24 protein-coding genes and 1 tRNA gene are annotated in these 24,910 nt (G+C 70.6%); 15 read left to right on the forward strand and 10 right to left on the reverse strand.

Annotated elements, in window-relative coordinates:
• Nucleotides 1-115: 115 nt before the first annotated feature.
• Genes HNR14_RS17630 through HNR14_RS17640 form a run of 3 tightly spaced genes read left to right on the forward strand, consistent with a single transcriptional unit; the run spans nt 116 to nt 2,977 of the window.
• Entirely contained in the window at nt 116-1,186 is a 1,071-nt protein-coding gene (locus HNR14_RS17630; protein ID WP_179702034.1) for a LolA family protein, read from the forward strand.
• Nucleotides 1,183-2,121, forward strand: a complete 939-nt coding sequence (locus tag HNR14_RS17635) for an ATP-binding cassette domain-containing protein (RefSeq protein WP_179702035.1) — start codon at nt 1,183-1,185, stop codon at nt 2,119-2,121. The genes HNR14_RS17630 and HNR14_RS17635 overlap by 4 nt, the downstream gene beginning before the upstream one ends.
• Nucleotides 2,108-2,977, forward strand: a complete 870-nt coding sequence (locus HNR14_RS17640) for an ABC transporter permease (protein ID WP_179702036.1) — start codon at nt 2,108-2,110, stop codon at nt 2,975-2,977. The genes HNR14_RS17635 and HNR14_RS17640 overlap by 14 nt, the downstream gene beginning before the upstream one ends.
• A gap of 13 nt (nt 2,978-2,990) precedes the next feature.
• Here HNR14_RS17640 and HNR14_RS17645 read toward each other — a convergent pair whose 3' ends face one another.
• From HNR14_RS17645 to HNR14_RS17655, 3 genes are read right to left on the reverse strand one after another with little or no spacing between them, the layout of a single operon-like run.
• A complete protein-coding gene (locus HNR14_RS17645) occupies nt 2,991-3,875 on the reverse strand; it encodes an EamA family transporter (protein WP_179702037.1) in 885 nt (294 codons plus the stop codon).
• Nucleotides 3,872-4,456 (reverse strand): GNAT family N-acetyltransferase, encoded by a 585-nt coding sequence (locus HNR14_RS17650; RefSeq protein ID WP_218875067.1) that lies wholly within the window; start codon nt 4,454-4,456, stop codon nt 3,872-3,874. The genes HNR14_RS17645 and HNR14_RS17650 overlap by 4 nt, the downstream gene beginning before the upstream one ends.
• A 10-nt stretch (nt 4,457-4,466) precedes the next feature.
• A complete protein-coding gene (locus HNR14_RS17655; protein WP_179702038.1) occupies nt 4,467-5,315 on the reverse strand; it encodes an alpha/beta fold hydrolase in 849 nt (282 codons plus the stop codon).
• Between the two features lie 51 nt (nt 5,316-5,366).
• On the opposite strand from HNR14_RS17655, the gene HNR14_RS17660 reads away from it, so the two are divergent.
• Complete coding sequence (locus HNR14_RS17660; RefSeq protein WP_179702039.1) at nt 5,367-7,811, forward strand: phosphoketolase; 2,445 nt, start codon at nt 5,367-5,369, stop codon at nt 7,809-7,811.
• Nucleotides 7,812-7,825: 14 nt separating this feature from the next.
• Here the strand turns inward: HNR14_RS17660 and HNR14_RS17665 are convergent, their stop codons facing one another.
• The gene (locus HNR14_RS17665) at nt 7,826-8,602 is read right to left on the reverse strand and encodes a GDSL-type esterase/lipase family protein (RefSeq protein WP_179702040.1); all 777 of its coding nucleotides are present in this window, start codon (nt 8,600-8,602) and stop codon (nt 7,826-7,828) included.
• Nucleotides 8,603-8,662: 60 nt separating this feature from the next.
• On the opposite strand from HNR14_RS17665, the gene HNR14_RS17670 reads away from it, so the two are divergent.
• A complete protein-coding gene (locus HNR14_RS17670; RefSeq protein ID WP_179702041.1) occupies nt 8,663-9,115 on the forward strand; it encodes a VOC family protein in 453 nt (150 codons plus the stop codon).
• 20 nt (nt 9,116-9,135) lie between these two features.
• Here HNR14_RS17670 and HNR14_RS17675 read toward each other — a convergent pair whose 3' ends face one another.
• The 3 genes from HNR14_RS17675 to HNR14_RS17685 form a co-directional block, all read right to left on the reverse strand.
• A complete protein-coding gene (locus HNR14_RS17675; protein WP_246311593.1) occupies nt 9,136-10,005 on the reverse strand; it encodes a hypothetical protein in 870 nt (289 codons plus the stop codon).
• A 206-nt stretch (nt 10,006-10,211) separates the two neighbouring features.
• Entirely contained in the window at nt 10,212-10,670 is a 459-nt protein-coding gene (locus tag HNR14_RS17680; RefSeq protein ID WP_179702043.1) for a GNAT family N-acetyltransferase, read from the reverse strand.
• 29 nt (nt 10,671-10,699) lie between these two features.
• Entirely contained in the window at nt 10,700-11,773 is a 1,074-nt protein-coding gene (locus tag HNR14_RS17685; protein ID WP_179702044.1) for an LLM class flavin-dependent oxidoreductase, read from the reverse strand.
• Between HNR14_RS17685 and HNR14_RS17690 the strand changes: the two genes are divergently transcribed.
• The gene (locus HNR14_RS17690; protein ID WP_179702045.1) at nt 11,772-12,581 is read left to right on the forward strand and encodes an MBL fold metallo-hydrolase; all 810 of its coding nucleotides are present in this window, start codon (nt 11,772-11,774) and stop codon (nt 12,579-12,581) included. The genes HNR14_RS17685 and HNR14_RS17690 overlap by 2 nt on opposite strands.
• Nucleotides 12,582-12,591: 10 nt before the next feature.
• On the opposite strand, the gene HNR14_RS17695 is transcribed toward HNR14_RS17690, so the two are convergent.
• Entirely contained in the window at nt 12,592-12,918 is a 327-nt protein-coding gene (locus HNR14_RS17695) for a thioredoxin family protein (RefSeq protein ID WP_179702046.1), read from the reverse strand.
• A 68-nt stretch (nt 12,919-12,986) separates the two neighbouring features.
• Between HNR14_RS17695 and HNR14_RS17700 the strand changes: the two genes are divergently transcribed.
• Nucleotides 12,987-13,487 (forward strand): FBP domain-containing protein, encoded by a 501-nt coding sequence (locus HNR14_RS17700; RefSeq protein ID WP_179702047.1) that lies wholly within the window; start codon nt 12,987-12,989, stop codon nt 13,485-13,487.
• A gap of 45 nt (nt 13,488-13,532) precedes the next feature.
• On the opposite strand, the gene HNR14_RS17705 is transcribed toward HNR14_RS17700, so the two are convergent.
• A tRNA-Leu gene (locus HNR14_RS17705) sits at nt 13,533-13,615 on the reverse strand.
• Nucleotides 13,616-13,653: 38 nt separating this feature from the next.
• Between HNR14_RS17705 and HNR14_RS17710 the strand changes: the two genes are divergently transcribed.
• On the forward strand, nt 13,654-14,259 hold the full coding sequence (locus HNR14_RS17710; protein WP_021764850.1) for an ANTAR domain-containing response regulator: 606 nt from the start codon (nt 13,654-13,656) through the stop codon (nt 14,257-14,259).
• Nucleotides 14,260-14,278: 19 nt separating this feature from the next.
• On the opposite strand, the gene HNR14_RS17715 is transcribed toward HNR14_RS17710, so the two are convergent.
• Entirely contained in the window at nt 14,279-14,686 is a 408-nt protein-coding gene (locus HNR14_RS17715; RefSeq protein ID WP_179702728.1) for a hotdog fold thioesterase, read from the reverse strand.
• A gap of 67 nt (nt 14,687-14,753) precedes the next feature.
• On the opposite strand from HNR14_RS17715, the gene polA reads away from it, so the two are divergent.
• The 7 genes from polA to HNR14_RS17750 all read left to right on the forward strand — a co-directional run bounded on the left by polA (nt 14,754) and on the right by HNR14_RS17750 (nt 24,862).
• The gene (gene polA, locus HNR14_RS17720; protein ID WP_179702048.1) at nt 14,754-17,426 is read left to right on the forward strand and encodes a DNA polymerase I; all 2,673 of its coding nucleotides are present in this window, start codon (nt 14,754-14,756) and stop codon (nt 17,424-17,426) included.
• 50 nt (nt 17,427-17,476) lie between these two features.
• The gene (locus HNR14_RS17725; protein WP_179702049.1) at nt 17,477-19,150 is read left to right on the forward strand and encodes a DUF885 domain-containing protein; all 1,674 of its coding nucleotides are present in this window, start codon (nt 17,477-17,479) and stop codon (nt 19,148-19,150) included.
• A gap of 204 nt (nt 19,151-19,354) precedes the next feature.
• Nucleotides 19,355-20,797: a 30S ribosomal protein S1 gene (rpsA, locus tag HNR14_RS17730; protein WP_021764854.1), complete on the forward strand. Its 1,443-nt coding sequence runs from the start codon at nt 19,355-19,357 to the stop codon at nt 20,795-20,797.
• Between the two features lie 77 nt (nt 20,798-20,874).
• Entirely contained in the window at nt 20,875-21,477 is a 603-nt protein-coding gene (gene coaE, locus HNR14_RS17735; protein WP_179702050.1) for a dephospho-CoA kinase, read from the forward strand.
• A gap of 62 nt (nt 21,478-21,539) precedes the next feature.
• Nucleotides 21,540-23,606 carry an excinuclease ABC subunit UvrB gene (gene uvrB, locus HNR14_RS17740; RefSeq protein ID WP_021764856.1) on the forward strand — a complete coding sequence of 689 codons (2,067 nt, stop codon included), beginning with the start codon at nt 21,540-21,542 and terminating at the stop codon, nt 23,604-23,606.
• 15 nt (nt 23,607-23,621) lie between these two features.
• Entirely contained in the window at nt 23,622-24,356 is a 735-nt protein-coding gene (locus tag HNR14_RS17745) for a DUF4129 domain-containing protein (protein WP_343064528.1), read from the forward strand.
• Nucleotides 24,353-24,862, forward strand: coding sequence for a hypothetical protein (locus HNR14_RS17750; RefSeq protein ID WP_179702051.1), 510 nt, complete (start codon nt 24,353-24,355; stop codon nt 24,860-24,862). The genes HNR14_RS17745 and HNR14_RS17750 overlap by 4 nt, the downstream gene beginning before the upstream one ends.
• The last annotated feature ends 48 nt before the right edge of the window (nt 24,863-24,910 follow it).

The following is a 24,910-nucleotide window of genomic DNA, read 5'->3' on the forward strand; positions in this document are numbered from 1 at the left end:
GTCCGGATGGAGGAAGGCCCCGCGTCGATCGGACGCGGGGCCTTCCGCGTGAGCGGGCGGTTTTTCCCGGGGAGCTCGCAGGGTGGTTCGGAGGGGCGGAGCGTATCCTGACCGTATGAAGCACCGATGGATCCGCTGGGCTCCCGCGGTCGTCGTCCCTGTGGCGATCGCCGCCGGTGCGATCGTCGTCCCGCTCGCCGCAGGCGCGGCTGACCTGCCCGTGAAGTCCCCGGAGGACGTCGTCCGGCTCGTCGCCGCGAGCGACACGAAGACGTTCTCGGGAACCGTCGAACAGAGTTCGGAGCTGGGGTTGCCGGACGTCTCGGCGATCTCGGGCGGCTCATCGTCGAGCTCGTCGTCCTCCGACGAGCAGAGCGCGCTGGAGCTCCTGACCGGCGATCACACGGCCAAGGTCTACGTGGACGGGGCGACCAAGCAGCGCGTCCAGGTGCTGGACCAGCTGGCGGAGCGCGACGCGGTGCGCGACGGCTCCGAGGTCTGGCTGTACGACTCGAAGGGCCAGAGCGCGACGCATCTGACCCTCCCGGCCCGCACTGACGCCAGCACCGACTCCGCCACGCCGACACCGCTCGCCACGACGCCGCAGGCGCTGGCCGAGAAGCTGATCGCCGCGGCCGATCCGACCACGAAGGTGACCCTTGCGTCGCCGTCGAGCGTCGCTGGACGCGATGCGTACACGCTCGTGCTCACCCCGCGCACCGACGCCACCCTGGTCGGGTCCGTGCGGATCGCGGTCGACGGAGCGACGGGAATCCCGCTGCAGGTGCAGGTCTTCGCGCGCGGTGCCTCGGCGCCGGCGTTCGAGGCCGGCTTCACCACGTTCAGCACGGACCGGCCGGACGCGAGCGTGTTCGCCTTCACCCCGCCGAAGGGCGCGAAGGTCACCGAGCAGACCGTGCCTGAGCGCTCGGCGCAGAAGGGCTCGCCCGCGGGCGATCACCCGAAGCCGCAGGTTACCGGCGAGGGCTGGGCGAGCATCGTCACGCTCCCGGCAGGCACCGCTCCTGCATCCCTCACCGCGGACCCGCTGTTCGCCCAGCTGACGACGAGTGTGGATGGCGGACGGGCGCTCAGCACGTCGCTGGTCTCCGTCTTCGTCACGTCCGACGGGCGCGTGCTGGCCGGCGCCGTCCCCGTCTCGGCACTGCAGGCCGCCGCGCAGTGAGCGATGCCGCCGCGATCGCGACGAGCGGCCTGACGAAGCGCTTCCGGTCGCGCGCGGTGGTCGACGGGCTCGACTTGGAGGTGCCGCGCGGCTCGGTCTTCGGCTTCCTCGGCCCGAACGGCTCGGGCAAGACGACCACCATCCGGATGCTGCTGGGTCTCGTCGCGCCGTCGGCGGGGGAGGCCCGGGTGCTCGGCGAGCGGATGCCCGATCGTGGCGCGAGTGTCCTGCCGCGGGTCGGCGCCCTGGTCGAGGGCCCTGCCTTCGCCCCGTACCTGTCTGGGACGGCCAACCTGGTGCGCCGGGATACGGCGGACCGGTACGCGCCCGGAGAGACGCGCACACGCCGTGTGGAGGCCGCTCTGGAGCGCGTGGGGCTGAGCCACGCCGCGGGGAAGCACGTCCGGGCGTATTCGCTCGGCATGAAGCAGCGGCTCGGCATCGCGGGCGCTCTGCTCACCGATCGGGAGTTGCTCGTGCTCGACGAGCCCACGAACGGGCTCGACCCGCAGGGGACGCGCGAGGTCAGGAACCTCGTCCGTTCCCTGGCCGCCGGCGGGACCACCGTCTTCGTCTCCAGCCATCTGCTCGCCGAGATCGAGCAGATGTGCACGCACGCCGCGATCATGCGTGCAGGGAGGCTGGTCGCGCAGGGCTCGCTGGACGACCTGCGCGGCGGGTCCGGCCCGCGCCTGGTGGTCGAGACGCCGGATGCATCCCTCGCCGTGACAGTGCTCGCCGCGCTCGGACTCGAAGCCGAGCGCACTGCCGAGGGCATCGAGGCGCCCCTCGCACCGGGCGCCCCGCAGCCGGAGGAGCTGACGGCCGCGCTCGTCCGCGGCGATGTCCGCGTGCGCGGTCTCGCCGTGCGGTCGTCGAGCCTGGAGGAGCGGTTCGTGGAGCTGACCGGGGAGGGCTTCGATGTCGAGCAGTGACGCGCCTCCCGTGGCCGCCGCGCTGACCGTCCGCCGCTCCCGCGCCTCGGCCGGCTGGGCGCTGCTCGGGTCGGAGCTGGCGGTGCTGTTCCGCCGCATCCGCACCTGGGCGATGCTCGCCGCGCTGGCGGCCGTGCCGATCCTGATCGCGGTCGCCGTGCGGATCACGGGCGGATCGAGCCGCGGCCCCGGCTTCCTCAGCCAGATCACCGACAACGGCCTGTTCGTCGCCTTCACGGCGCTCGTCGTATGCATGCCGCTGTTCCTCCCGCTGACGATCGGCGTGGTGGCGGGAGACACGATCGCGGGGGAGGCGAGCCACGGCACGCTGCGCTACCTGGTCATCGCGCCGGCCGGGCGCCTGCGCCTGCTCGCCGTGAAGTACGCGGGCGCGGCGGCCTTCAGCGTCGCCGGCGCGCTCGTCGTCGCACTCGCGGGGGCGGGGATCGGCGCTGTGCTCTTCCCGATCGGCCCGGTGACGCTGCTCTCCGGCACGACGGTCGGCGTGGGGGAGGCGCTCCTCAGGATGCTGCTCATCGCCGCGTTCGTCGTGGTCTCGCTGCTCGGGCTCTGCGCGATCGGACTCTTCCTGTCGACGCTGACGGACGTCCCGGTCGGCGCCATGGCGGCGACCGCGGTGCTGGCCGTCGTCTCGCAGGTGCTCGACCAGCTCCCGCAGCTGTCGGCCCTGCACCCGTGGCTGTTCTCGCACTACTGGCTGGGCTTCGGCGACCTCCTGCGCGACCCGATCTCGTGGGACGCGTTCGGTCAGAACGCCCTGCTGCAGCTCGGCTACGTGGCCGTGTTCGGGGCGCTGGCGATCGGCCGCTTCACGTCGAAGGACATCCTGTCGTAGCGGAGCCTGCCCGTCACGGGATGGACTCGGCCGCCGCCTCCAGGTCGGAGCGCGGGCGCTCCCGCTGCGTGGCGATGGCCGCGCCGGCGGCGACGCACACGATCACGATGCCCGCGAGCTGGACGAGCGTGAACGACTCGTGCAGCACGAGCACGCCGAACACGGTCGCCACGACCGGGCCGAAGCTCGTGATAATCGCGTAGAGGCGCGGCGAGATGCGACGCAGGATGAACGTGTCCAGGCTGTACGGCAGCGCCGACGACAGGACGCCCAGTGCGAGCAGGAGTCCGAGGACTCCCCAGTCCAGACGGGAGTAGTCGATGACGACGAGGGCGACGGGGACGGTGAGCACGGTCGCCACGACACTCGCGACGCTGAGTCCCTCCAGCCCGGGCAGGCGCGTCGCCACGCGTCGGGTCAGAAGGATGTACGCGGCCCACGCGGCGGCCGCCGTCAGGGCCAGCACGACGCCGACCGGGTCCAGCGCGCCCTCGGTCGCCGTCAGGAGGAACACCCCTGCGGCGGCCGCGACGGCGCACACCCCATCCAGCACCCGTCGCGAGCCGACCAGCGCGAGGGCGAACGGACCCAGGAACTCGATCGTCGCTGCGATGCCGAGCCCGAGCCTCCCGACGGCCTCGTAGAAGCTCAGATTCATCGCCGCGAGGACCACACCGAGGGCAAGAGCCGGCCAGAGCCGGCGCCACGTCAGCTCGGCGCGTCGCGGCCGGTAGAACGGCAGGACCGCGACGGCGGTGACCAGCTGTCGTGCCGCGACGACGACCACGGATCCGACGACCGGAATGAGGAGCCCGGCGATCGACGAGCCGAAGTTGATGCTGACCTCCGTCGCGACCTGGGTGCCGGCGCCGATGGCCCGATCGCGTCTGGAGTTCACTCCGTCGAGCTTAGCCCGCGCCGCATGATCGCCCGGGTCGCGGACGGGCGTCGCACGACCTCGAAGCCGCTGTCGCGGAAGAGCGCGACCGTGCCGTGATACCGCTCGGCGGCGGAGAGCGACGGGCGCTGCTCCGGATCGACGGGATACCCCTCCAGCACCGTCGCGCCGCGGTCGCGCGCGTGGGCGACGGCGCCCGCGAGGAGTTCACGGGCGATCCCGCGCCGGCGGTACTCCGGCCGGACCACGAAGCAGGTGATGGCCCACGGGTCGACCGGGTCGTCGTCGCGACGGCGCGTGATCGGCGAACGCCCCAGCGCCGGGTAGGCGGAGTACGGTTCGACCGCCGCCCAGCCGACCGGCTCTCCGTCGAGGAACGCGAGGACCCCGGGGGAGCCGTGCTCGACCTGCTCGTGCAGCAGCGCAGCCCTGTCGTCGCGCGTTCCGCCGTCCCACGCCGTGCGCGGGAGCTTGAACCACTGGCACCAGCATCCGCTCGGATCGCCGACCGTCCCGAAGACGGTGCGGATGTCGTCCCACGTGTCCGCGTCGACCGATCGGATGACCACCTCGTCCACCATGGGCTCGACGCTACCGCGCGTGCAGCGCTCCCGCCAGGAGGCTCGGGTGCTCGACGTGCGCGAAGTGCCCGGTCGCGGGGACAGTGATCGAGCGCAGCTGCGGGATGACCTGCGCCAGCGCTCCGTCGTCCGACGCGGGGGAGAACAGGTCGTGGTCGCCGTGGACCGAGACCACCGGGCAGCGCACCAGACGCCACCGTTCCGCCGCCGGGTACACCCGCGCGCACGCGACAGCGCGCACGAATGCGGACGGCCGGAGATCGCGCGCGAGATCGCTGACCGCCTCGGGGACGTGGCGGCCGAAGAGCGGGGCCGTGAGGAGACCGAGGAGGTGCGTCCGTTCGAGCGTCGCGACGAACCGGCCCGCGAGGCCGGGACCGAGGGCCATCAACACGCGCATGGCGACCACGAGCCCCATGAGCGGCGCGTAACGGAGCAGCAGCTGCGGGAGGCCCATCCGGTCGCCGCGCGCGCCGAAGGTGGTGCCGGAGACGAGGAAGACCGACTGCGTGGCGGCCGGCTCCTGCGCGGCGAGCTCCAGCGCCACGAAGCCGCCCAGCGAGTGCCCGACCAGCCGCCAGCGGTCGTAGCCGAGGGCGCGGACGGTCGCCACGACGGCCGCGGCCAGGCTGGCGGCATCCAGGTGCGCCGCGTCGGCGGGGGAGTCACCCCAGCCGGGGAGGTCGGGGACCACGAGATCGGAGACGTCGCCCCCGCTCTCGGCGGCGGCGATGGCGGCGCTCCAGGTCGTCCAGGACCCGGCGGCGCCGTGCAGGAGCACGGTCGCGGTACGGCTGCGCCGTTCCGTGTGCCGGACCGCGACCGGCCCGCACCGGGTGTTCACCGTCGTCTTCTCCATGCCTGTTGTTCGGAGCGGTGCCACCGTAGGCTTGCCGCGAGGGGAGACACCGTGAACGCATCCGCTGCATCCATCGACCGTCTCGAGCCGAGCGAGGAGACCCTGGACCGATTGGATGCGTGGTGGCGTGCCGCCAACTACCTCTCGGTCGGGCAGATCTACCTGCTGGACAACCCGCTGCTGCGGGAGCCGCTGTCGCGCGACCACATCAAGCCGCGGCTGCTGGGCCACTGGGGCACGACGCCCGGGCTCAACTTCATGTACGCGCACCTCAACCGCGCGATCCGCGAGCGCGACCTGGACACGATCTTCATCGCGGGCCCCGGGCACGGCGGTCCGGGCGTGGTCGCCAGCGCCTACCTCGACGGCACGTACAGCGAGGTCTACAGCGCCATCGATCAGAGCGTGGACGGGATGCGCCGGCTGTTCCGCCAGTTCTCGTTCCCCGGCGGCATCCCCAGCCATGCGGCCCCGGAGACGCCGGGCTCCATCCACGAGGGCGGCGAGCTGGGCTACTCCCTCTCGCACGCGTACGGCGCGGCCTTCGACAACCCGGAGCTTCTCGTCGCGGCGGTCGTCGGCGACGGGGAGGCCGAGACCGGCCCGCTCGCCACGGCCTGGCACTCGAACAAGTTCCTCGACCCGGTGACCGACGGTGTCGTGCTGCCGATCCTGCACCTCAACGGGTACAAGATCGCCAACCCGACGGTGCTCGCGCGCATCCCCGAGTCCGAGCTGATGGACCTCATGCGCGGCTACGGCTACACGCCGCACCTGGTCTCGGGAGGTTTCGACGGCGAGGACCCGCGCGAGGTCCACAAGCGCATGGCGGTCGAGCTCGACGTCATCCTGGACGAGATCGCCGAGATCAAGCGCGCGGCCCTCGCGGGTGAGCTGGAGGGGCGCCCGGCCTGGCCGATGCTCGTGCTGCGCACGCCGAAGGGCTGGACGTGCCCGCCTGTCATCGACGGCCATCCCGCCGAGAACAACTGGCGCTCGCACCAGGTGCCGCTCGCCGACGCGCGCGACACCGAGGCGCACACCCGGCTGCTGGAGAGCTGGCTCGCGTCCTACCGCCCGGAGGAGCTGTTCGACGAGTCCGGTGCACCCGTCGCTCTGGTGACGGCGCTCGCGCCCGAGGGGGACCGCCGGATGAGCGCGAACCCCGTCGCGAACGGCGGACTCCTGCGCAAGGACCTGCGGCTGCCCGACTTCCGCGACTACGCCGTCGACGTGCCGACGCCGGGTGGTTCGGTGGCGGAGGCGACCCGGGTGCTCGGGGAATGGTTCCGGGATGTCATGCGCGCGAACCCTGAGGACTTCCGGCTGTTCGGCCCGGACGAGACGGCCTCCAACCGCCTGCAGGCCGTGTACGAGGTCACCGGCAAGCAGTGGAACGCCGAGTACTGGCCGATCGACGACGACAACCATCTCGTCCCGAGCGGCCGGGTGATGGAGATGCTGAGCGAGCACCAGTGCCAGGGCTGGCTCGAGGGCTACCTGCTCAGCGGCCGGCACGGGGTGATCACGTCGTACGAGGCGTTCATCCACATCGTGGACTCGATGTTCAACCAGCACGCCAAGTGGCTGAAGTCGTCGCGCGCCATCGCGTGGCGGCGCCCGGTGGCCTCCCTCAACTACCTGCTGAGCTCGCATGTGTGGCGGCAAGACCACAACGGCGCGTCCCACCAGGACCCGGGCTTCATCGACCACGTCGTGAACAAGAAGGCGGACGTGGTGCGCGTCTACCTGCCGTTCGACGCGAACACGCTGCTGTCGACCTACGACCACTGCTTGCGCTCGACCGACTACGTGAACGTCGTGGTCGCCGGCAAGCAGCCCGCGCCGAACTGGCTGACCATGGACCAGGCCATCGCGCACTGCACCCGCGGGATCGGCATCTTCGAGTGGGCGGGCACGGAGGTCGACGGCGAGGAGCCGGATGTCGTGCTCGGCTGCGCCGGCGACATCCCGACACTGGAGGTGCTCGCCGCGGCGGACATCCTGCGCCACCGCCTCCCGTCGCTGAAGGTGCGCGTGGTCAACGTCGTCGACCTGATGCGCCTGCAGAGCGAGGGCGAGCACCCGCACGGGCTCAACGACCGCGAGTACGACGCCCTCTTCACCACCGACAAGCCGGTGATCTTCGCCTATCACGGCTACCCGTGGCTCATCCACCGCCTGACGTACCGTCGCGAGGGCCACGGCAATCTCCACGTGCGCGGCTACAAGGAGGAGGGCACGACCACCACGCCGTTCGACATGGTCATGCTCAACGACCTCGACCGGTACCACCTCGTCATCGACGTGCTCGACCGCGTGCCGGGGCTCGCCGCACGCGAGACGGCGTTCCGCCAGGAGATGCAGGACGCCCGCCTGGCCGCCCGGCAGTACACGCGCGAGCACGGCGAGGACATCCCGGTGGTGGCCGAGTGGACCTGGGGCGGCGAGACGTCGGGTCCGCGCCTCGACACGACCGGCGGGGACAACGATTAGGGACGAGGGACGGTCTACAGGGGCTGCGCCGACGCCGGGTCGACGACGGTCAGTTCGGCGATCTTCGCCTGCCGTCCGTCGCCGGAGGAGCGGCCGGTGAGCCGGCGCCCGATCCACGGCAGCACGAACCGGCGGTAGTACTCGGCGGTCCGGCGGCTGCGCTCGCCGCCGGGGCCGGCCGCGACCTCCTCGACGCCCCACTCCTCGGGCACCGGGACGTCGAACGCGGTCAGCACGTTGCTCGCCACGCGGGCATGGCCGAGGGCGTTGAGGTGGAGGCGGTCCGCCGACCAGTAGCGGATGTCCTCCAGGCCCTCGTCGGCCCAGTTGTCGACGAAGGTGATGCCGTCGCGCGGGAGCATGGCGCGCACCTCGCGGGCGAGCTCGTTGCCGCGCTTGCGGACGAGACCGCCGAGCGGGAGGTGCGCCGAGGGGTTCGCGCCGCTGAGGAGCAGCATGTGGCTGCCGGACGCGGTGACGCGATCGGCGGCGTCCACCAGGATGCGCGCCACGTCCCGGATCGCGACGCGGGGCCGCATGATGTCGTTGCCGCCGCCGTTGAAGCTCACGAGCTGGGGATGCTGGGCGATCGCGGGTTCGATCTGCTCGGCGACGATCGGGCTGAGCTTGCGGCCGCGGATCGCCAGGTTGGCGTACCGGACGGGTTCGGGCGATGCCGCCGCGAGACCGAGGGCGACGAAGTCGGCCCAGCCGCGCACCCGGCCGTCGGGAAGGTCGTCGCCGACGCCCTCGGTGAAGCTGTCCCCGATCGCGATGTAGGAGGTGAACACACCGCTACGCTACCCGCCGCGCGTACCATGGGCGGCACGCGACGCGAAGGAGCCCGCACCATGCAGAAGGTCACCACATTCCTCTGGTACGACGACGGGGCGGAGGAGGCCGCGGCGCTGTACGTGTCGCTGCTGCCCGACTCCCGCATCCTCGCCGTGAACCATGCCGCCGGCGTGACGCTCGTGCGTTTCGTCCTCGCCGGGACCGAGTACCAGTCCATGAACGCCGGACCGCAGTTCCCCTTCACCGAGGCGACGTCGATCATGGTGCTCTGCGACGACCAGGCCGAGGTCGACCGGCTCTGGGACGCGCTCATCGCCGGCGGTGGCGAGCCCAGTCAGTGCGGCTGGCTCAAGGACCGGTGGGGGCTGAGCTGGCAGATCGTGCCCGCGCGGCTGCTCGAACTGCAGAACGATCCCGACCCGGAGCGCGCCCGCCGCGCCAACGAGGCGATGCTGAGGATGGCGAAGATCGACATCGCCGCCCTGGAGGCTGCAGCCGACGCGTCCTGAACAGGAGGGGTCGGAGTCTGCTACTTCGCGATCAGCTTCTGCCAGCTGAGCAGGTGCTCGACGGTCACGCCGCCGTACGCGGGGAGCTTCGAGAACGTCGACCGCACGAGCGCCGTCTCGGATTCGAGCAGGCTCGCGCTGTCATCGCCGAACGTCGCAGCGGGACCACCGGCGACCTCGGGGGTGTCGGTCTCGACGCCGATGCTGAACGGGACGGCGGCGGCGCTCGCCGCACGGGCGGCCGGGCCGGCGAGAGCCAGGATGCCGTCGTCGCCGCGGGCGTGGTCGACGAACGCCACGATCGCGACCGAGTCGAGGTGGGGGAGCAGGGCGTCGAAGAGGGTCCCACCGGCGGGGCTCTGCTTGGCGGCCAGCCACCAGGGCAGGTCGGCGCCGACCGGGACGGAACCGGCTTCGGCGGCGGCCGCGTCGTACAGCACAGCGAGCTTGTCCGCGATGCCCGGGAGGTCGCCCTCCTCCGCGCCGACCCACGGCTCGACGTCGAACTGGATCGCGTCGAACGGGGCCGCGGCGAGCGCCGAGCGCGTCCAGGTGGCGGCGAGGTCGGGCTGGTCCGCCCACGCCGGGTCGCCGCCCAGGGCCGCGACGGTCTTCACCCCGGCCTTGTGCAGCGCGGTGATGGAGGCCTTCAACCAGCTCGAGAACGGTCCCTCGTCGGCCGCCCACGGCACGGAGAGGTAGACCGTCTTCAGCTTGTGCGCGCTGGCGAACGCGGCGAGCGCCTTCGGTGCGAACTCGGGGTCGCCCTCGCCCCGCGCGTCGACGGCCGGGTCGATGGGGTTGCCCCACGCCCACATCCCCGTGATCGCCGAGGTGGAGGTGGTGGCCTTCGGTGCGAGTTCGGCTGCCGCGGCGGGGGTGGCGGTCATGATCAGCGATCCTCCCAGCGCGAGCGCGAGCGCGCCGCCGAGAAGAGAGGATCGGAGTCGCTCGATACGCATGGCACACCCTTCGCACGGAACACTGATGCGCTGCAGATTCGGGTGTGCAGCGATGCAATCATTTCAGTATTCCGACGGCGTGCACACCCTCTTTTCGGGGTACATCTGGCCGGGGTACAGTTCGGGATGCGCGCTCAGGCGGGGCGCTCCAGATGCAGGATGGGGTACGGTCGCCCATCCCCGTCGAGCGGGCTCCGGCCGACCTGCTCGAACCCTCTGCTGAGGTAGAACCCGCGGGCACCGGCATTCTGCTCGTTCACGTCCACCCGGGTCACGCCGTGCTCGGACGTGACCGCATCGAGCAGGGCCGTGCCGATCCCGTGTCCGCGCGCGGCGTCCGAGACGAATAGCATCTCGAGTCCGCCCTCGGCGACGCCCGCGAATCCCACCGGCCGCCCGTCGTGCTCGGCGACGATGAGGGACACCGCCGGGAAGTAGAGCGAGGCAAGGCTGTCCTCGATCCGGCGGAAGTCCGCCTCCTCGAGGAAGTCGTGCGTGGCGCGGACGGCGCTCCGCCAGATCGCGACCAGTTCCGGGTACTCCGCGGGACCGTGGCACGGCCTGATCTTCGGCTGAGGGTCGATGCCGCGCATCGTCTCAGTCTTCCATCCCGGACGGGACGCTACCGCCAGCCGAGCGCCGGCGCGATCTCCGTCACGACCGTCTCGAGCAGGTGCGCGTTGTAGTCGACGCCGAGCTGGTTGGGGACCGTGAGGAGGAGCGTGTCGGCCGCCTCCACCGCCGCGTCCGTGCGCAACTCCTCGATCAGGGCGTCCGGCTCGCCGACGTAGCTCTTGCCGAAGCGGGCGATACCGCCGTCGAGGTGCCCCACCTGGTCGCGACGGTCCGCCTGGGCGGAGGCGCCGAAGTAGCGGCGGTCGAGGTCGGTCGTGATCGGCATGATGCTGCGGCTGACCGAGACGCGCGGTTCGCGCTCCCAGCCGGCGGCGGCCCACGCGTCCCGGTAGAGCTGGATCTGCTCCGCCTGGAGGTCGGAGAACGCCGCGCCGGTGTCCTCGGTGAGCAGGGTGGAGCTCATCAGGTTCATGCCTTGCTCTGCGGCCCAGACTGCGGTCGCGCGCGAACCGGCGCCCCACCAGATGCGGTCGCCGAGGCCGGGCGACTGCGGCTCGATGGCGAGGGCACCGGTGCGGCCGGTCATCTGCGGGTTGGCCTGCGCGATGCCGGCTCCGGCGATCGCGGCGCGGAAGAGCTCGGTGTGGCGGCGGGCCAGGTCGGCGTCGGACTCCTCGTCGTCCGGGTAGTACCCGAACGACTCGTAGCCGCGCAGGGCGGTCTCGGGTGACCCGCGGCTCACGCCGAGCTGCAGCCTCCCCTCGCTGATGAGGTCGGCCGCCGCGGCGTCCTCGGCCATGTAGAGCGGGTGCTCGTAGCGCATGTCGATCACGCCGGTGCCGATCTCGATGCGGTTCGTGCGGGCGCCGATCGCGGCCAGGAGGGGGAAGGGCGAGGCGAGCTGCGGAGCGAAGTGATGCACGCGGAAGAACGCGCCGTCGGCTCCCAGCTCCTCCGCCGCGACGGCGAGGTCGATGCTCTGCCGCAGGGCGTCGCCCGCGGTGCGCACGACCGAGCCGGGCACCTCCTGATAGTGGCCGAACGAGAGGAATCCGATCTTCTTCACACCGGTGTGCAAGGCGTGGCGGGCCGCCGGTATTCCGTCTACAGTCCGCAGCATGGCCGATTGGTTGTGCGCCGCGTGCGCCGTGGAACAGCCGGAGGGGGAGGCGCCGCCCGCCTCGTGCCCGATCTGCGAGGACGAACGACAGTACGTCCCCCCGGGAGGTCAGCGCTGGACGACGCTGGCACAGTTGCAGCGTGACGGCGAGCACGTGGTCGTCACCGAGCTGGAGCCGGACCTCTACGGACTGCGCAGCGAACCGCAGGTCGGGATCGGCCAGCAGGCGCTCCTCCTGCGCACACCCGACGGCAACCTCCTCTGGGACCCGACCGGCTACGTCGACGAAGCGGCGGCGGCCGCCGTGCAGGATCTGGGCGGCGCCGCCGTGATCGCCACGAGCCACCCGCACATGTTCGGTGCGCAGACCACGTGGTCGCGGATGCTCGGGGACATCCCGGTGCTGGTCAACGAAGCGGACCGGCACTGGGTGCAGCGGGAGTCCCCGAGCATCGAGACCTGGAGCGGCGAGCGGGAGGTCCTCCCCGGCGTGCTGCTCCGGACGGTCGGCGGGCACTTCCCGGGCAGCGCCGTCGTCCACTGGGATCGCGGTGTCGTTCTCAGCGGCGACACGATCTTCCCGGGGCCGTCGCAGCACTGGGTGACGTTCCAGCGCAGCTTCCCCAATGACATCCCGCTGTCGGCCGCCGTGGTGCGGCGGGTGACGGACGCCGTGTGCGACCGGCCGTTCGACCGGATGTACGGCAACCTGGGCAATCGCATCCCGGGGGAGGCGCGGGAGGCCGTGCTGCGATCCGCGGAGCGCTACATCGGCTGGGTGAGCGGGGCGTTCGACCATCTCACCTGACCAGGAGGTCTCAGCCCAGATACGGGGCGAGCGCCATGTCCATCGCGGGCTTGGGCTTCGCCCCCACGATCGTGCCCACCGGTTCGCCGTCGCGGAACACCTTCATGAACGGGAGCGCGAGGGCGTGGTACTCGGCCGCGGTGCGGGGGTTGTCGTCGGCGTTGATCTTCACGATGCGCAAGTCGCCCTCGCGCTCGCGGGCGACCTGCTCGAGCACGGGGGTGAGCGCGCGACACGGTCCGCACCACTCCGCCCAGAACTCGACGAGGGTGGTGCCGGGCGCCGCGAGGACCTCGGCGGCGAAGGAGGCGTCGGTGACGCTGTCGATGGTTGTCATGCCGGCACGTTAAGCCCTGCCCCCGGCGGCAAGGTCAACCTGTGCGAGCATGGAACGCGGAGGTGGACATGGAGAGCCTGACCGAACAGCAGATCCGCGAGTCGTTCGTCAACATCACGCGCAGCGAGGCCGACGACATGCCCCTGCCGCCCGGGATCCACGAGATCGACTGGGCGCGGCGGGAGTACCTCGGCTGGCGCGACCCGCGGCTCCCGCAGCGCGGCTACGTCGTCATCCCCACCGCCGACGGACCCGTCGGCATCCTCCTGCGCGCCTCCGAGGCGTCCATGCGCTCGCACGTGCCGTCGATGTGCGGCTGGTGCCAGGACATCCACTACCCCCGCGACGTCTACTTCTGGTCCGCCCGCCGCGCCGGGCAGGCCGGACGAAACGGCGACACCGTCGGCACGCACGTCTGTGGCGAGTTCGAGTGCAGTGTGAACGTGCGGCGCACCCCGCCGCCCCAGTTCATCGGCTTCGACCAGGAGGCCGTGATCGCCGACCGTATCGCGGGCCTCGCCGAGCGGGCCCGCCGGTTCGCAGCGACCGTGGTGGGTGCCCGGATCTGAGGGTCCCGCCGGTCTCCCGACCGATCGTCGCAAGGTATTTCGTCGTGCCGCTGGTGGGACTCGAACCCACACGCCCTTCCGGACAAAGCATTTTGAGTGCTCCGCGTCTGCCATTCCGCCACAGCGGCGCACAACAACACCTGAACAATACCGTAGGCTTTCATGCGTGACTGACCAGGAAACCACCCCAAGCGCCCCCCGTCGCGTCGTCGTCGCGGAGGACGAATCGCTGATCCGCCTCGACATCGTCGAGACCCTGCGCGACAACGGATTCGAGGTCGTGGGGGAGGCCGGTGACGGCGAGACCGCCGTCGCGCTGGCGACCGAGCTGCGCCCGGATCTGGTGATCATGGACGTCAAGATGCCGCAGCTCGACGGCATCTCGGCCGCCGAGCGGCTGTCGAAGGGCCACATCGCCCCGGTCGTTCTGCTCACCGCCTTCAGCCAGAAGGAGCTCGTCGAGCGGGCCACCGAGGCCGGTGCGCTGGCGTACGTCGTCAAGCCCTTCACCCCGAACGACCTGCTCCCAGCGATCGAGATCGCCCTCGCCCGCTACCAGCAGATCATCGCCCTCGAGGCCGAGGTCTCCGACATGGTGCAGCGGTTCGAGACCCGCAAGCTCGTCGACCGCGCCAAGGGCCTGCTCAACGAGAAGATGGGCCTCTCCGAGCCCGAGGCGTTCCGCTGGATCCAGAAGGCGTCGATGGACCGCCGCCTCACCATGCACGATGTGGCCCAGGCCATCATCGAGCAGCTCGCCTCCAAGAAGTAGGCGAGCCGCCCGACCCGCGTCAGCGGAGCTCTTTGATGAGGTTCGTGATGCGGATGGTGGAGCAGCGGCGCCCCTGATCGTCCGTCACGGCGATCTCGTGGGTCGTCAGCGTGCGCCCCAGGTGCACCGGCGTGCAGACCCCGGTCACGTAGCCGCTGGTCGCGGAACGCGTGTGCGAGGCGTTGATCTCGATGCCCACAGCGAGCCGGTGCTCTCCCGCGTAGAGGTTTGCGGACATGGAGCCGAGCGACTCGCCGAGCACCACGTAGGCGCCGCCGTGCAGGAGGTCCGCGGGCTGCGTGTTGCCCGCGACGGGCATGCGCGCGACGGCCCGTTCGACGGTGAACTCCACCATCTCGATGCCCATCTTCTCGGCCAGTGCGCCGAGCCCCCTCTGCTGCACGTACGCGAGCGCGTCCTCGGTCATCTCGGCCTTTCCCTCACCGTCATCGGTCGTCGCCTGGAGTGTCACCGGCGGCTTGTAGGCTGGTCCGGTGTCAGACTCCGAAAAGCCTACCCTTCTGATCATCGACGGCCATTCGCTGGCTTTCCGGGCGTTCTACGCCCTCCCGGTGGACAGCTTCGTCAACCGCGAGGGCCAGCACACCAACGCGATCCACGGCTTCATCGCGATGCTGATCAACCTGCTCCAGCAGCAGAAGCCGACCCACATCGCCGTGGCGTTCGACATCTCCCGCTACTCGTTCCGCACCCGTGAGTACCCCGAGTACAAGGGCACTCGCGGCGAGACGCCGGTCGAGTTCGCCGGCCAGGTGCCGCTGCTCGAAGAGGCGCTCCACGCGATGAACATCACCACCATCGCCAAGGAGGACTTCGAGGCCGACGACATCCTCGCGACCCTCGCCCGCCGCGGCGCGGAGGAGGGCTTCCGCGTCCTCGTCGTGTCCGGTGACCGCGACACCATCCAGCTCGTTAACGACGACGTCACGCTGCTCTACCCGAACGTGCGCGGCGTCTCCGAGCTCAAGATCTACGACCCCGCCGCCGTGCGCGAGCGCTACGGGATCGAGCCGCACCAGTACCCGGAGATCGCGGCCCTCGTCGGCGAGACCAGCGACAACCTGATCGGCATCGACAAGGTCGGCGAGAAGACCGCGGTCAAGTGGGTGCAGCAGTACGGCACGGTGGAGAACATCGTGGCGCACGCCGACGAGATCAAGGGCGTCGTGGGGCAGAACCTCCGCGACCAGCAGGAGAACGCCCTCCGCAACCGCCGCCTCAACAAGCTCCTCGACGACGTCGAGCTGCCGGTCGGCCCGGCCGACCTCGAGCGCAAGCCGCTCGACGAGGGCGCCGTGCGCGACATCTTCGCGCGCCTCCAGTTCAAGACGCTGCTCGACCGTCTGATGAAGACCGCGGCGGAAGAGGGACTGCTCGACGGCTCGACGTCGGTCGCCGATGCGGGCGACGCGGGCGCGGTCGGCGCCCCGGTCGTCCGGACCCTCGTGGACGAGGAGCTGGCGCACTGGCTGTCGAAGGCCTCCGCCGATGGCGCACCCGTCGCCGTCCAGCTGGAGGTCGGGCCGGCGGGCATCACCGGTTTCGGCCTCGCGGCCGCTGACGACACGGTGTACGTGCCGTGGGCCGCCGATCGCAAGGACTACGAGGCCCTCGAGCAGTGGCTCGCGAGCAGCGCGCCGAAGTACTTCTTCCACGCCAAGCCGCAGTACAAGGCGCTCAGCCGGGCCGGGCTCATCGTCGACGGCATCGCCTTCGACACCCGCGTCGCCTCCTGGCTCGTGAAGCCTGGCGCCGCGCCGCAGTCGCTCGCCGAGCAGGTCTACGAGGTGCTCGGCGAGACTCTGCCGGTCTCCGACCCGAACCAGCTCGTCCCGCTCACCGACGCGGTGAGCCCGGCGACCGAGGCCTGGTACATCCGCCGGGTCGCCGAGGGGCAGATGATCGCCCTCGACGAGGGCACCCGCGCGGTGCTCGACGAGATCGAGCTGCCGCTCGTCGCCGTGCTCGCCGAGATGGAGCTGAACGGCGTCGCCATCGATTCCCCGGTGCTCGCCCGCCTGCGCGGAGAGCTGACCGACAAGGCCAACGACTACGCCGCCCAGGCGTACGCGCAGATCGGCCACGAGATCAACCTCGGCTCGCCGAAGCAGCTCCAGCAGGTGCTGTTCGAGGAGCTGCAGATGCCGAAGACGCGCGCCACGAAGACCGGCTTCTCGACTGATGCCGCCTCCCTCGCCGACCTCCAGGACAAGAACCCGCACCCGTTCCTCGGGCTGCTCCTGCAGCACCGGGATGCGACCAAGCTCAAGCAGATCGTCGAGACGCTGGAGCGCTCGGTGAACGGCGACGGCCGCATCCACACCACCTACGACCAGACCGGCACCTCCACGGGCCGCATCTCGTCCAACGACCCGAACCTGCAGAACATCCCCATCCGCTCCGAGGAGGGGCGGGAGATCCGCTCCGCGTTCGTGCGCGGCGAGGGCTTCGACACCCTGCTGACGGCGGACTACTCGCAGATCGAGATGCGCATCATGGCGCACCTCTCCGAAGACCCGGGGCTCATCGAGGCCTTCAACGCCGGGGAGGACCTCCACCGGTTCGTCGGCGCCCGCGTGTTCGGGGTGGAGCCGGCGGACGTCAGCCCGCTCATGCGCACCAAGGTCAAGGCGATGTCGTACGGCCTGGCCTACGGGCTCAGCGCGTTCGGCCTGTCCAAGCAGCTCCGGATCGAGACCTCCGAGGCGCGCGAGCTGATGAGCGGCTACTTCGAGCGGTTCGGGTCGGTGCGCGACTACCTCCGCAACGTGGTCGAGCAGGCCAGGGTCGACGGCTACACCGAGACCATCTTCGGCCGTCGGCGCCCGTTCGCCGACCTCACGTCGACAAACCGCGTCCTGCGCGAGAACGCCGAGCGTCAGGCCCTCAACGCGCCGATCCAGGGCTCCGCGGCCGACATCATGAAGATCGCGATGCTCGGCGTCGCGGGCGACCTCATCGATCAGCAGCTGGAGTCGCGCATGCTCCTCCAGGTGCACGACGAGCTCATCTTCGAGGTCGCGCCCGGCGAGTGGGATGCCCTCTCGGCCGTCGTCCGCACCCGGATGTCCGGCGCGGCGGACCTCCGGGTCCCGCTCGACGTGCAGATCGGCCGCGGCCCGAACTGGGACGCCGCCGGCCACTGACCCCGGAGCGCGGGCGGCGCGGGAGCCGGGCTTCGGAATAGGCTCGGGGCATGACGAACGCAGAGAAGCGCGAACCCACGCCGATCGACACGATCGCTGAGGCCTGGGTCGACACCCAACTCGAGCTCAACCCCGAGTTCCACGTCTGGCTCGGCCGACCCGGCCGTGAGGGCGAGTACGCGGACTACTCACCGGCGGGCTCCGAACGCACCATCGGCGAGGTGAAGAAGGCGCTGGCCGCCATCGAGGCCGCCGAACCCGTGGACGAGATCGACCGCGTCACGAAGCTCGACCTCACCCGTGAGCTGCAGCTCACGGTGGAGAAGCACGATGCCGGCTTCGCTCAGCGCGACCTCAACGTGATCGCGTCGCCGGCCCAGGGCCTGCGCGAGATCTTCGACCTCGTGCCGACCGACACCGAGGACGACTGGGGCAACGTCGCGAAGCGGCTCCACAACCTCCCGGCGGCGATGGACGGCTACATCGAGACCCTCCGCAGCGGCATCGCCGACGGCAACGTGCCCGCGATCCGCCAGGTGCGCGAGGTGCTCGCCCAGGCCAACAAGCAGGTTGCGGACACCGGGTTCTTCTTCGAGCTGGCCTCGGGTGCGAAGACCGCCGAGGGCACGCTCCCCGAGTCCCTCGCGTCCGACCTGACGGCCGGCGCGAAGGAGTCAGCGGCCGCGTACGCCAAGCTCGCCGACTTCCTGCAGAACGAGCTCGCACAGCACGCGCCGGAGAAGGACGCGGTCGGCCGCGAGCTCTACGCCCTCGCCTCCCGCGACTTCCTCGGTGCGACCGTCGACCTCGACGAGACGTACGAGTGGGGCATCGAGGAGCTCAACCGCATGGTCGCCGAGCAGGAGGCCATCGCCAAGGAGATCAAGCCGGGCGCGAGCGTCCTGGAGGCCATCGCCTTCCTCGACGGCGACCCGAGCCGCAAGCTGCACGGCACGGACGCGCTGAAGAAGTGGATGCAGGAGACGAGCGACCGCGCGATCGAGGAGCTCGGCAAGTCGCACTTCGACATCCCGACCGAGATCCGCCGCCTCGAGTGCATGATCGCCCCGACGCAGGAGGGCGGCATCTACTACACCGGCCCGAGCGACGACTTCGCGCGCGCCGGCCGGATGTGGTGGAGCGTCCCCGAGGGCGTGACCGAGTTCGACACCTGGCGCGAGCTGACGACGGTCTACCACGAGGGCGTTCCGGGCCACCACCTGCAGATCGCCCAGGCGACCTACAACAAGGCGCAGCTGAACTCGTGGCGCCGCATCGCGGGCACCTCCGGTCACGCCGAGGGCTGGGCCCTCTACGCGGAGCGCCTGATGGAGCAGCTCGGCTACCTCGACGACCCGGCCGACCGCCTGGGCATGCTCGACGGCCAGCGGATGCGCGCGGCGCGCGTCGTCCTCGACATCGGCGTGCACCTCGAGAAGCAGCTGCCCGACGGCTCGGGACCGTGGACGGGGGAGTACGCGTTCGAGTTCCTCGGCAGGAACGTGAACATGAACGACGGCTTCGTCCGCTTCGAGGTCAACCGCTACCTCGGCTGGCCGGGGCAGGCGCCGTCGTACAAGATCGGCCAGCGCATCTGGGAGCAGCTGCGCGACGAGTACGCGCGCCGGGAGGGGGCGTCCTTCGACATCAAGGCGTTCCACAAGAAGGCGCTCGACATCGGCGGCGTCGGCCTGGACACGCTGAAATCGGCGCTGCTCGACTGAGCTGTCGGAGGTGAATGACGGGGCGGGGACTTGCGTGCACGCTCCCGCCCCGTCGTGCCGAGACCGCGGGTTGCTGCGCGAGGCGTCGGCTGGGTAGACTAGACCGTCACTTGTGTGACATCCACATCCACCTGCCGTTCGCGGGAAACACGACTTCGAGTTCGCGACCGGCCTGATTTCTGTCCATTACGGAGCATCCACTACATGACAACCGCAACGACCGACAAGGCGCCGAAGCAGGTCGCCGTCAACGACATCGGGTCCGCAGAGGACTTTCTTGCCGCGGTCGAAAAGACGCTGAAGTTCTTCAACGACGGAGACCTCATCGAGGGCACCGTCGTCAAGATCGACCGGGACGAGGTCCTCCTCGACGTCGGTTACAAGACCGAGGGTGTCATCCCCTCGCGCGAGCTTTCCATCAAGCACGACGTCGACCCCACCGAGGTCGTCGAGGTCGGCGACACGGTCGAAGCCCTCGTTCTCCAGAAGGAGGACAAGGAAGGCCGCCTCATCCTGTCCAAGAAGCGTGCGCAGTACGAGCGCGCGTGGGGCGACGTGGAGAAGATCAAGGAGGCCGACGGTGTCGTCACCGGTACGGTCATCGAGGTCGTCAAGGGTGGTCTCATCGTCGACATCGGCCTGCGCGGCTTCCTCCCGGCGTCGCTCATCGAGCTGCGTCGCGTCCGCGACCTGACCCCGTACCTGGGCCAGGAGATCGAGGCCAAGATCCTCGAGCTGGACAAGAACCGCAACAACGTCGTGCTGTCGCGCCGCGCCCTGCTCGAGCAGACGCAGTCCGAGTCGCGCACCACGTTCCTCAACAACCTGCACAAGGGCCAGGTCCGCAAGGGCGTCGTCTCCTCGATCGTCAACTTCGGTGCGTTCGTGGACCTCGGCGGCGTCGACGGTCTCGTCCACGTGTCGGAGCTCTCCTGGAAGCACATCGAGCACGCCTCCGAGGTCGTCGAGGTGGGCCAGGAGGTCACCGTCGAGATCCTCGAGGTCGACCTGGACCGCGAGCGCGTCTCGCTGTCGCTGAAGGCGACCCAGGAGGACCCGTGGCAGGTCTTCGCCCGCACCCACGCGATCGGTCAGGTCGCGCCGGGCAAGGTCACGAAGCTGGTTCCGTTCGGTGCCTTCGTCCGCGTCGCGGACGGCATCGAGGGTCTGGTGCACATCTCGGAGCTCTCCGGCAAGCACGTCGAGCTCGCCGAGCAGGTCGTGTCGGTCGGCGACGAGGTCTTCGTCAAGGTCATCGACATCGACCTGGAGCGCCGCCGCATCTCGCTCAGCCTCAAGCAGGCCAACGAGGGCGTCGACCCCGAGGGCACCGAGTTCGACCCGGCCCTCTACGGCATGGTCACCGAGTACGACGACCAGGGGAACTACAAGTACCCCGAGGGCTTCGACCCGGAGACGAACGAGTGGAAGGAAGGCTTCGACACCCAGCGCGAGGAGTGGGAGCAGCAGTACGCCGCCGCTCAGGCTCGCTGGGAGGCGCACAAGCGCCAGGTCGCCAAGGGCCTGGAAGAGGCTGCTGCCGACAGCGGCACCTCGACCTACTCGAGCGAGACCGGCAACGGCGGAACCCTCGCCGACGACGAGTCCCTCGCCGCCCTGCGCGAGAAGCTCAGCTCCAACAACTGAGTCACGTCTCCTCGGAGCACGTCTCACCGAACGGCCGGTCCCCTCGGGGCCGGCCGTTCGGCCGTTAAGCTGGACGGGTGCAGCTGATCGGACTCACCGGCGGGATCGCCTCCGGCAAATCGACCATCGCGTCCCGCCTCGCCGAGCACGGCGCCGTCGTCGTGGACGCCGACCGCATCGCCCGGGAGGTCGTCGAACCCGGCCGCCCGGCCCTGGCGGCCATCGCGGAGCGCTTCGGCCCCGGTGTGATCGCGGCGGACGGGAGCCTCGACCGGCCGGCCCTCGGTGCGATCGTGTTCGCCGACGAGGAGGCGCGGCTCGCGCTCAACGGCATCACCCATCCCGCCGTCCTGGCCGAGTCGACCGCTCGGTTCGCAGCGGCCGGTGCAGCGGATCCCGACGCGATCGTCGTGTACGACGTGCCGCTGCTGGTGGAGTCGGCGAACGAGTACCCGTTCGAGCTCGTCGTCGTCGCACACGCCGCGGCCGACACGCGCATCGACCGCCTCGTCGCGCTGCGCGGCATGGACCGCGCCGAGGCCGAGCGACGCATCGGGTCGCAGGCGACCGACGAGGAGCGCCTCGCGGTCGCCGACGTCGTGATCGACACGGACGGCTCCCTCGAGCACACCCGGCAGCAGGTCGACGCGCTCTGGGATCAGCTCCGGTCGCGCTCCTGACCCCGGTTCCGCTCTGAGCGAGAGGCGGTCCCGGTGTCGGTGGTCCGGCCTAGGCTTGACGCATGGAACCCACGCGCGCCGTCCGCCCCTTCGAGGTCGTCAGCGAGTACACCCCGAGTGGTGACCAGCCGCAGGCGATCGCCGAACTCGCGGGCCGGATCAACGCCGGCGAGACCGACGTCGTGCTGCTCGGCGCCACCGGAACCGGCAAGTCGGCGACGACCGCCTGGCTGATCGAGCAGGTGCAGCGCCCCACCCTGGTGCTCGCCCACAACAAGACCCTCGCCGCCCAGCTCGCCAACGAGTTCCGCGAGCTGCTGCCCAACAACGCCGTCGAGTACTTCGTCTCGTACTACGACTACTACCAGCCCGAGGCGTACGTCCCGCAGACGGACACCTTCATCGAGAAGGACTCGTCGATCAACTCGGAGGTGGAGCGTCTGCGCCACTCCACCACGAACTCGCTCCTCAGCCGGCGCGATGTCGTCGTGGTCTCCACCGTCTCGTGCATTTACGGTCTCGGTGCGGCCGAGGAGTACCTGGAGGCAATGGTCGCGCTCCAGGTGGGTCAGTCGATCGGCCGCGACGCCCTCATCCGCCGGTTCGTGAACATGCAGTACGAGCGCAACGACGTCGATTTCTCGCGCGGAAAGTTCCGCGTGCGCGGCGACACGATCGAGATCATCCCGGTCTACGAGGAGCACGCGATCCGCATCGAGATGTTCGGCGACGAGATCGAGGCGCTGTACTCGCTGCACCCTCTCACCGGCAATGTCATCTCGAAGCTCGATGCCGTCTCGGTGTTCCCGGCGACGCACTATGCCGCCAGCCCGGTGACGATGCAGCGCGCGATCGGCACCATCCAGACCGAGCTCCACGACCGGCTCGTCGAGCTGGAGCGCGAGGGCAAGCTCCTGGAGGCGCAGCGCCTGCGCATGCGCACCCAGTTCGACCTCGAGATGATGGAGCAGATCGGCTTCTGCTCGGGCATCGAGAACTACTCCCGGCACATCGACGGCCGGCAGGCGGGCGAGGCGCCCAACTGTCTCCTCGACTACTTCCCGGACGACTTCCTGGTCGTGATCGACGAGTCGCACGTGACCGTTCCGCAGATCGGCGCGATGTACGAGGGCGACGCGTCGCGCAAGCGCACGCTGGTCGAGCACGGCTTCCGCCTGCCGAGCGCCCTCGACAACCGGCCGCTGCGCTGGAACGAGTTCAAGGACCGCGTCGGCCAGACGGTCTACCTCTCCGCGACGCCGGGACAGTACGAGATGGGGATCGCCGACGGCATCGTCGAGCAGATCATCCGCCCGACGGGACTCGTCGACCCCGAGATCGTCGTGAAGCCGACCAAGGGCCAGATCGACGACCTCCTCGAGGAGATCCGGGTGCGCGTCGAGCGCGACGAGCGCATCCTCGTGACGACGCTCACGAAGAAGATGGCCGAGGAGCTGACCGACTTCCTGGCCGAGGCCGGGGTCAAGGTGCGCTACCTGCACTCCGACGTCGACACGCTCCGGCGCGTCGAGCTGCTCACCGAGCTGCGTGCCGGTGTCTACGACGTGCTCGTGGGCATCAACCTGCTGCGCGAGGGACTCGACCTGCCCGAGGTGTCACTGGTCGCGATCCTCGACGCCGACAAGGAGGGCTTCCTGCGCTCGTCGACATCGCTCATCCAGACCATCGGCCGTGCCGCCCGAAACGTGTCGGGACAGGTCCACATGTACGCGGACGTGCTCACCGATTCGATGAAGCGCGCCATCGAGGAGACCGATCGGCGCCGCGAGAAGCAGGTCGAGTACAACCGGGTCAACGGCATCGACCCGCAGCCGCTGCGTAAGCGCATCGCCGACATCACGGACGTCCTCGCCCGCGAAGAGGCCGACACGGCCCGGATGCTCGCCGGTCGCGAGCAGAAGCGCAAGAGCCCGACGCCCAACCTGCGCAACGGCGGCATCGCCGCGCAGGGGGCGGCCGAGCTCGAAGGGCTGATCGCCGACCTCAACCAGCAGATGCTCGCCGCGGCCGGCGAGCTGAAGTTCGAGCTGGCGGCGCGCCTGCGCGACGAGCTCTCCGACCTCAAGCGCGACCTGCGGCAGATGGAGAAGGCCGGGCACCTGGGCTGACGCTACGGTGGCAGGGTGAGCTCCAAGACGGCGTGGCAGCGGTGGGTCGTCCCCGCCGCAGCCGGCGCGCTGCTCGCTGTCGCCGCCGTGGCGATCGCGACGCAGGGCTCCCCGACGTTCAGCCCGCCGCGGATCCAGCTGCCGGACGCCGAACTCACCCCGCCTCCGCACAGCGCCGCCGTCACGACGGGAACACCGGAGCCGCAGGAGGTGGCACATCCCCTCCACCTCGATCTCTCGTGGCTGGTGGTCGCGCTCATCGTCCTGGGCGTGGCCGTCGCGCTCGCTTTCCTCTGGCGGTACCTGCGCCGCCGCCTCCGCCCGCGAGAGGTCCCTCCCGTCGCCATCCTCGGCGTCGCGACGGAGGGCGACCTCCCGGACGCCCCCGAGGAGCCGCGGCCCGAACCAGTGCGGCGTGGGCTCGATCGCGCTCTCGACGCGTTGGACGCGCCCCGCGAGGCTCGTGGCGCGATCGAGCGCGCCTGGCTCGGGCTCGAGGAGGGCGCCGCCGATTCCGGCGTCCGCCGGCTCCCCGCCGAGACGCCGGGTGAGTTCGTCGCCCGCGTGGTCGTCCGGGTCGGGCCCGACCGTACGGCGGCGCGTGCCCTGCTCGAGATCTACCAGCGGGTCCGCTTCGGGAACGGGCCGGTCACGCCGGCGGACGTCCAGGCGGCGCGCGCTGCGCTGGCGTCGCTGCGCGCGTCGTGGCAGGGCGAGCCGGCCGTGAGCAGGCCGGGGGAGTCGCGGTGAGCCGAGCGCGGACGCTGCGGCGCCTCATCGGCAGTGGGCTGCTCGGCATCGTGGTCGGGTTCGTGGCCTGGCTGCTCGGGATGGACGCTGCGCACGCGATCGGTCTCGGCGGCGTGCTCATCGCTCTCGCGGTGTGCCTCTCGCTGCTCGGGGATCAGGCGGATGTCGGCTGGCCGGCTCCCGAGCCCGCACTGAGGCCGGGCTCGCGGCGCGATATCGCGCAGCTCGGCTGGTCGGTCGCCGCCCGCTCGCGCGGTCTGCGCGGCGGGCACGTCTCCTCGGACGCCGTCCGCCGGCTGCGGACCCTTGCGACGGAGACGCTCGCACTGCGCGGCGTCGACCTCGACGATCCCGCTACGGAGGACGACGTGCGCCGGCTCCTCGGCGACGGGGCGCCCGCCCTGCTGCGCCGCGGGAGCGCTGCCGCCCCGACCACGGCGGAGTTCGTCGCCGTGCTCGGCAGGGTCGAAGGCCTGGCCGGCGCCGTGGATCGCGGTGGCGGCTGACGGGCCATCCCGACCCGGCGAACACCCCCAGAACCTCGACCATCAGGA

Source organism: Leifsonia naganoensis (genome assembly GCF_013410615.1).
Classification (GTDB): domain Bacteria; phylum Actinomycetota; class Actinomycetes; order Actinomycetales; family Microbacteriaceae; genus Leifsonia; species Leifsonia aquatica.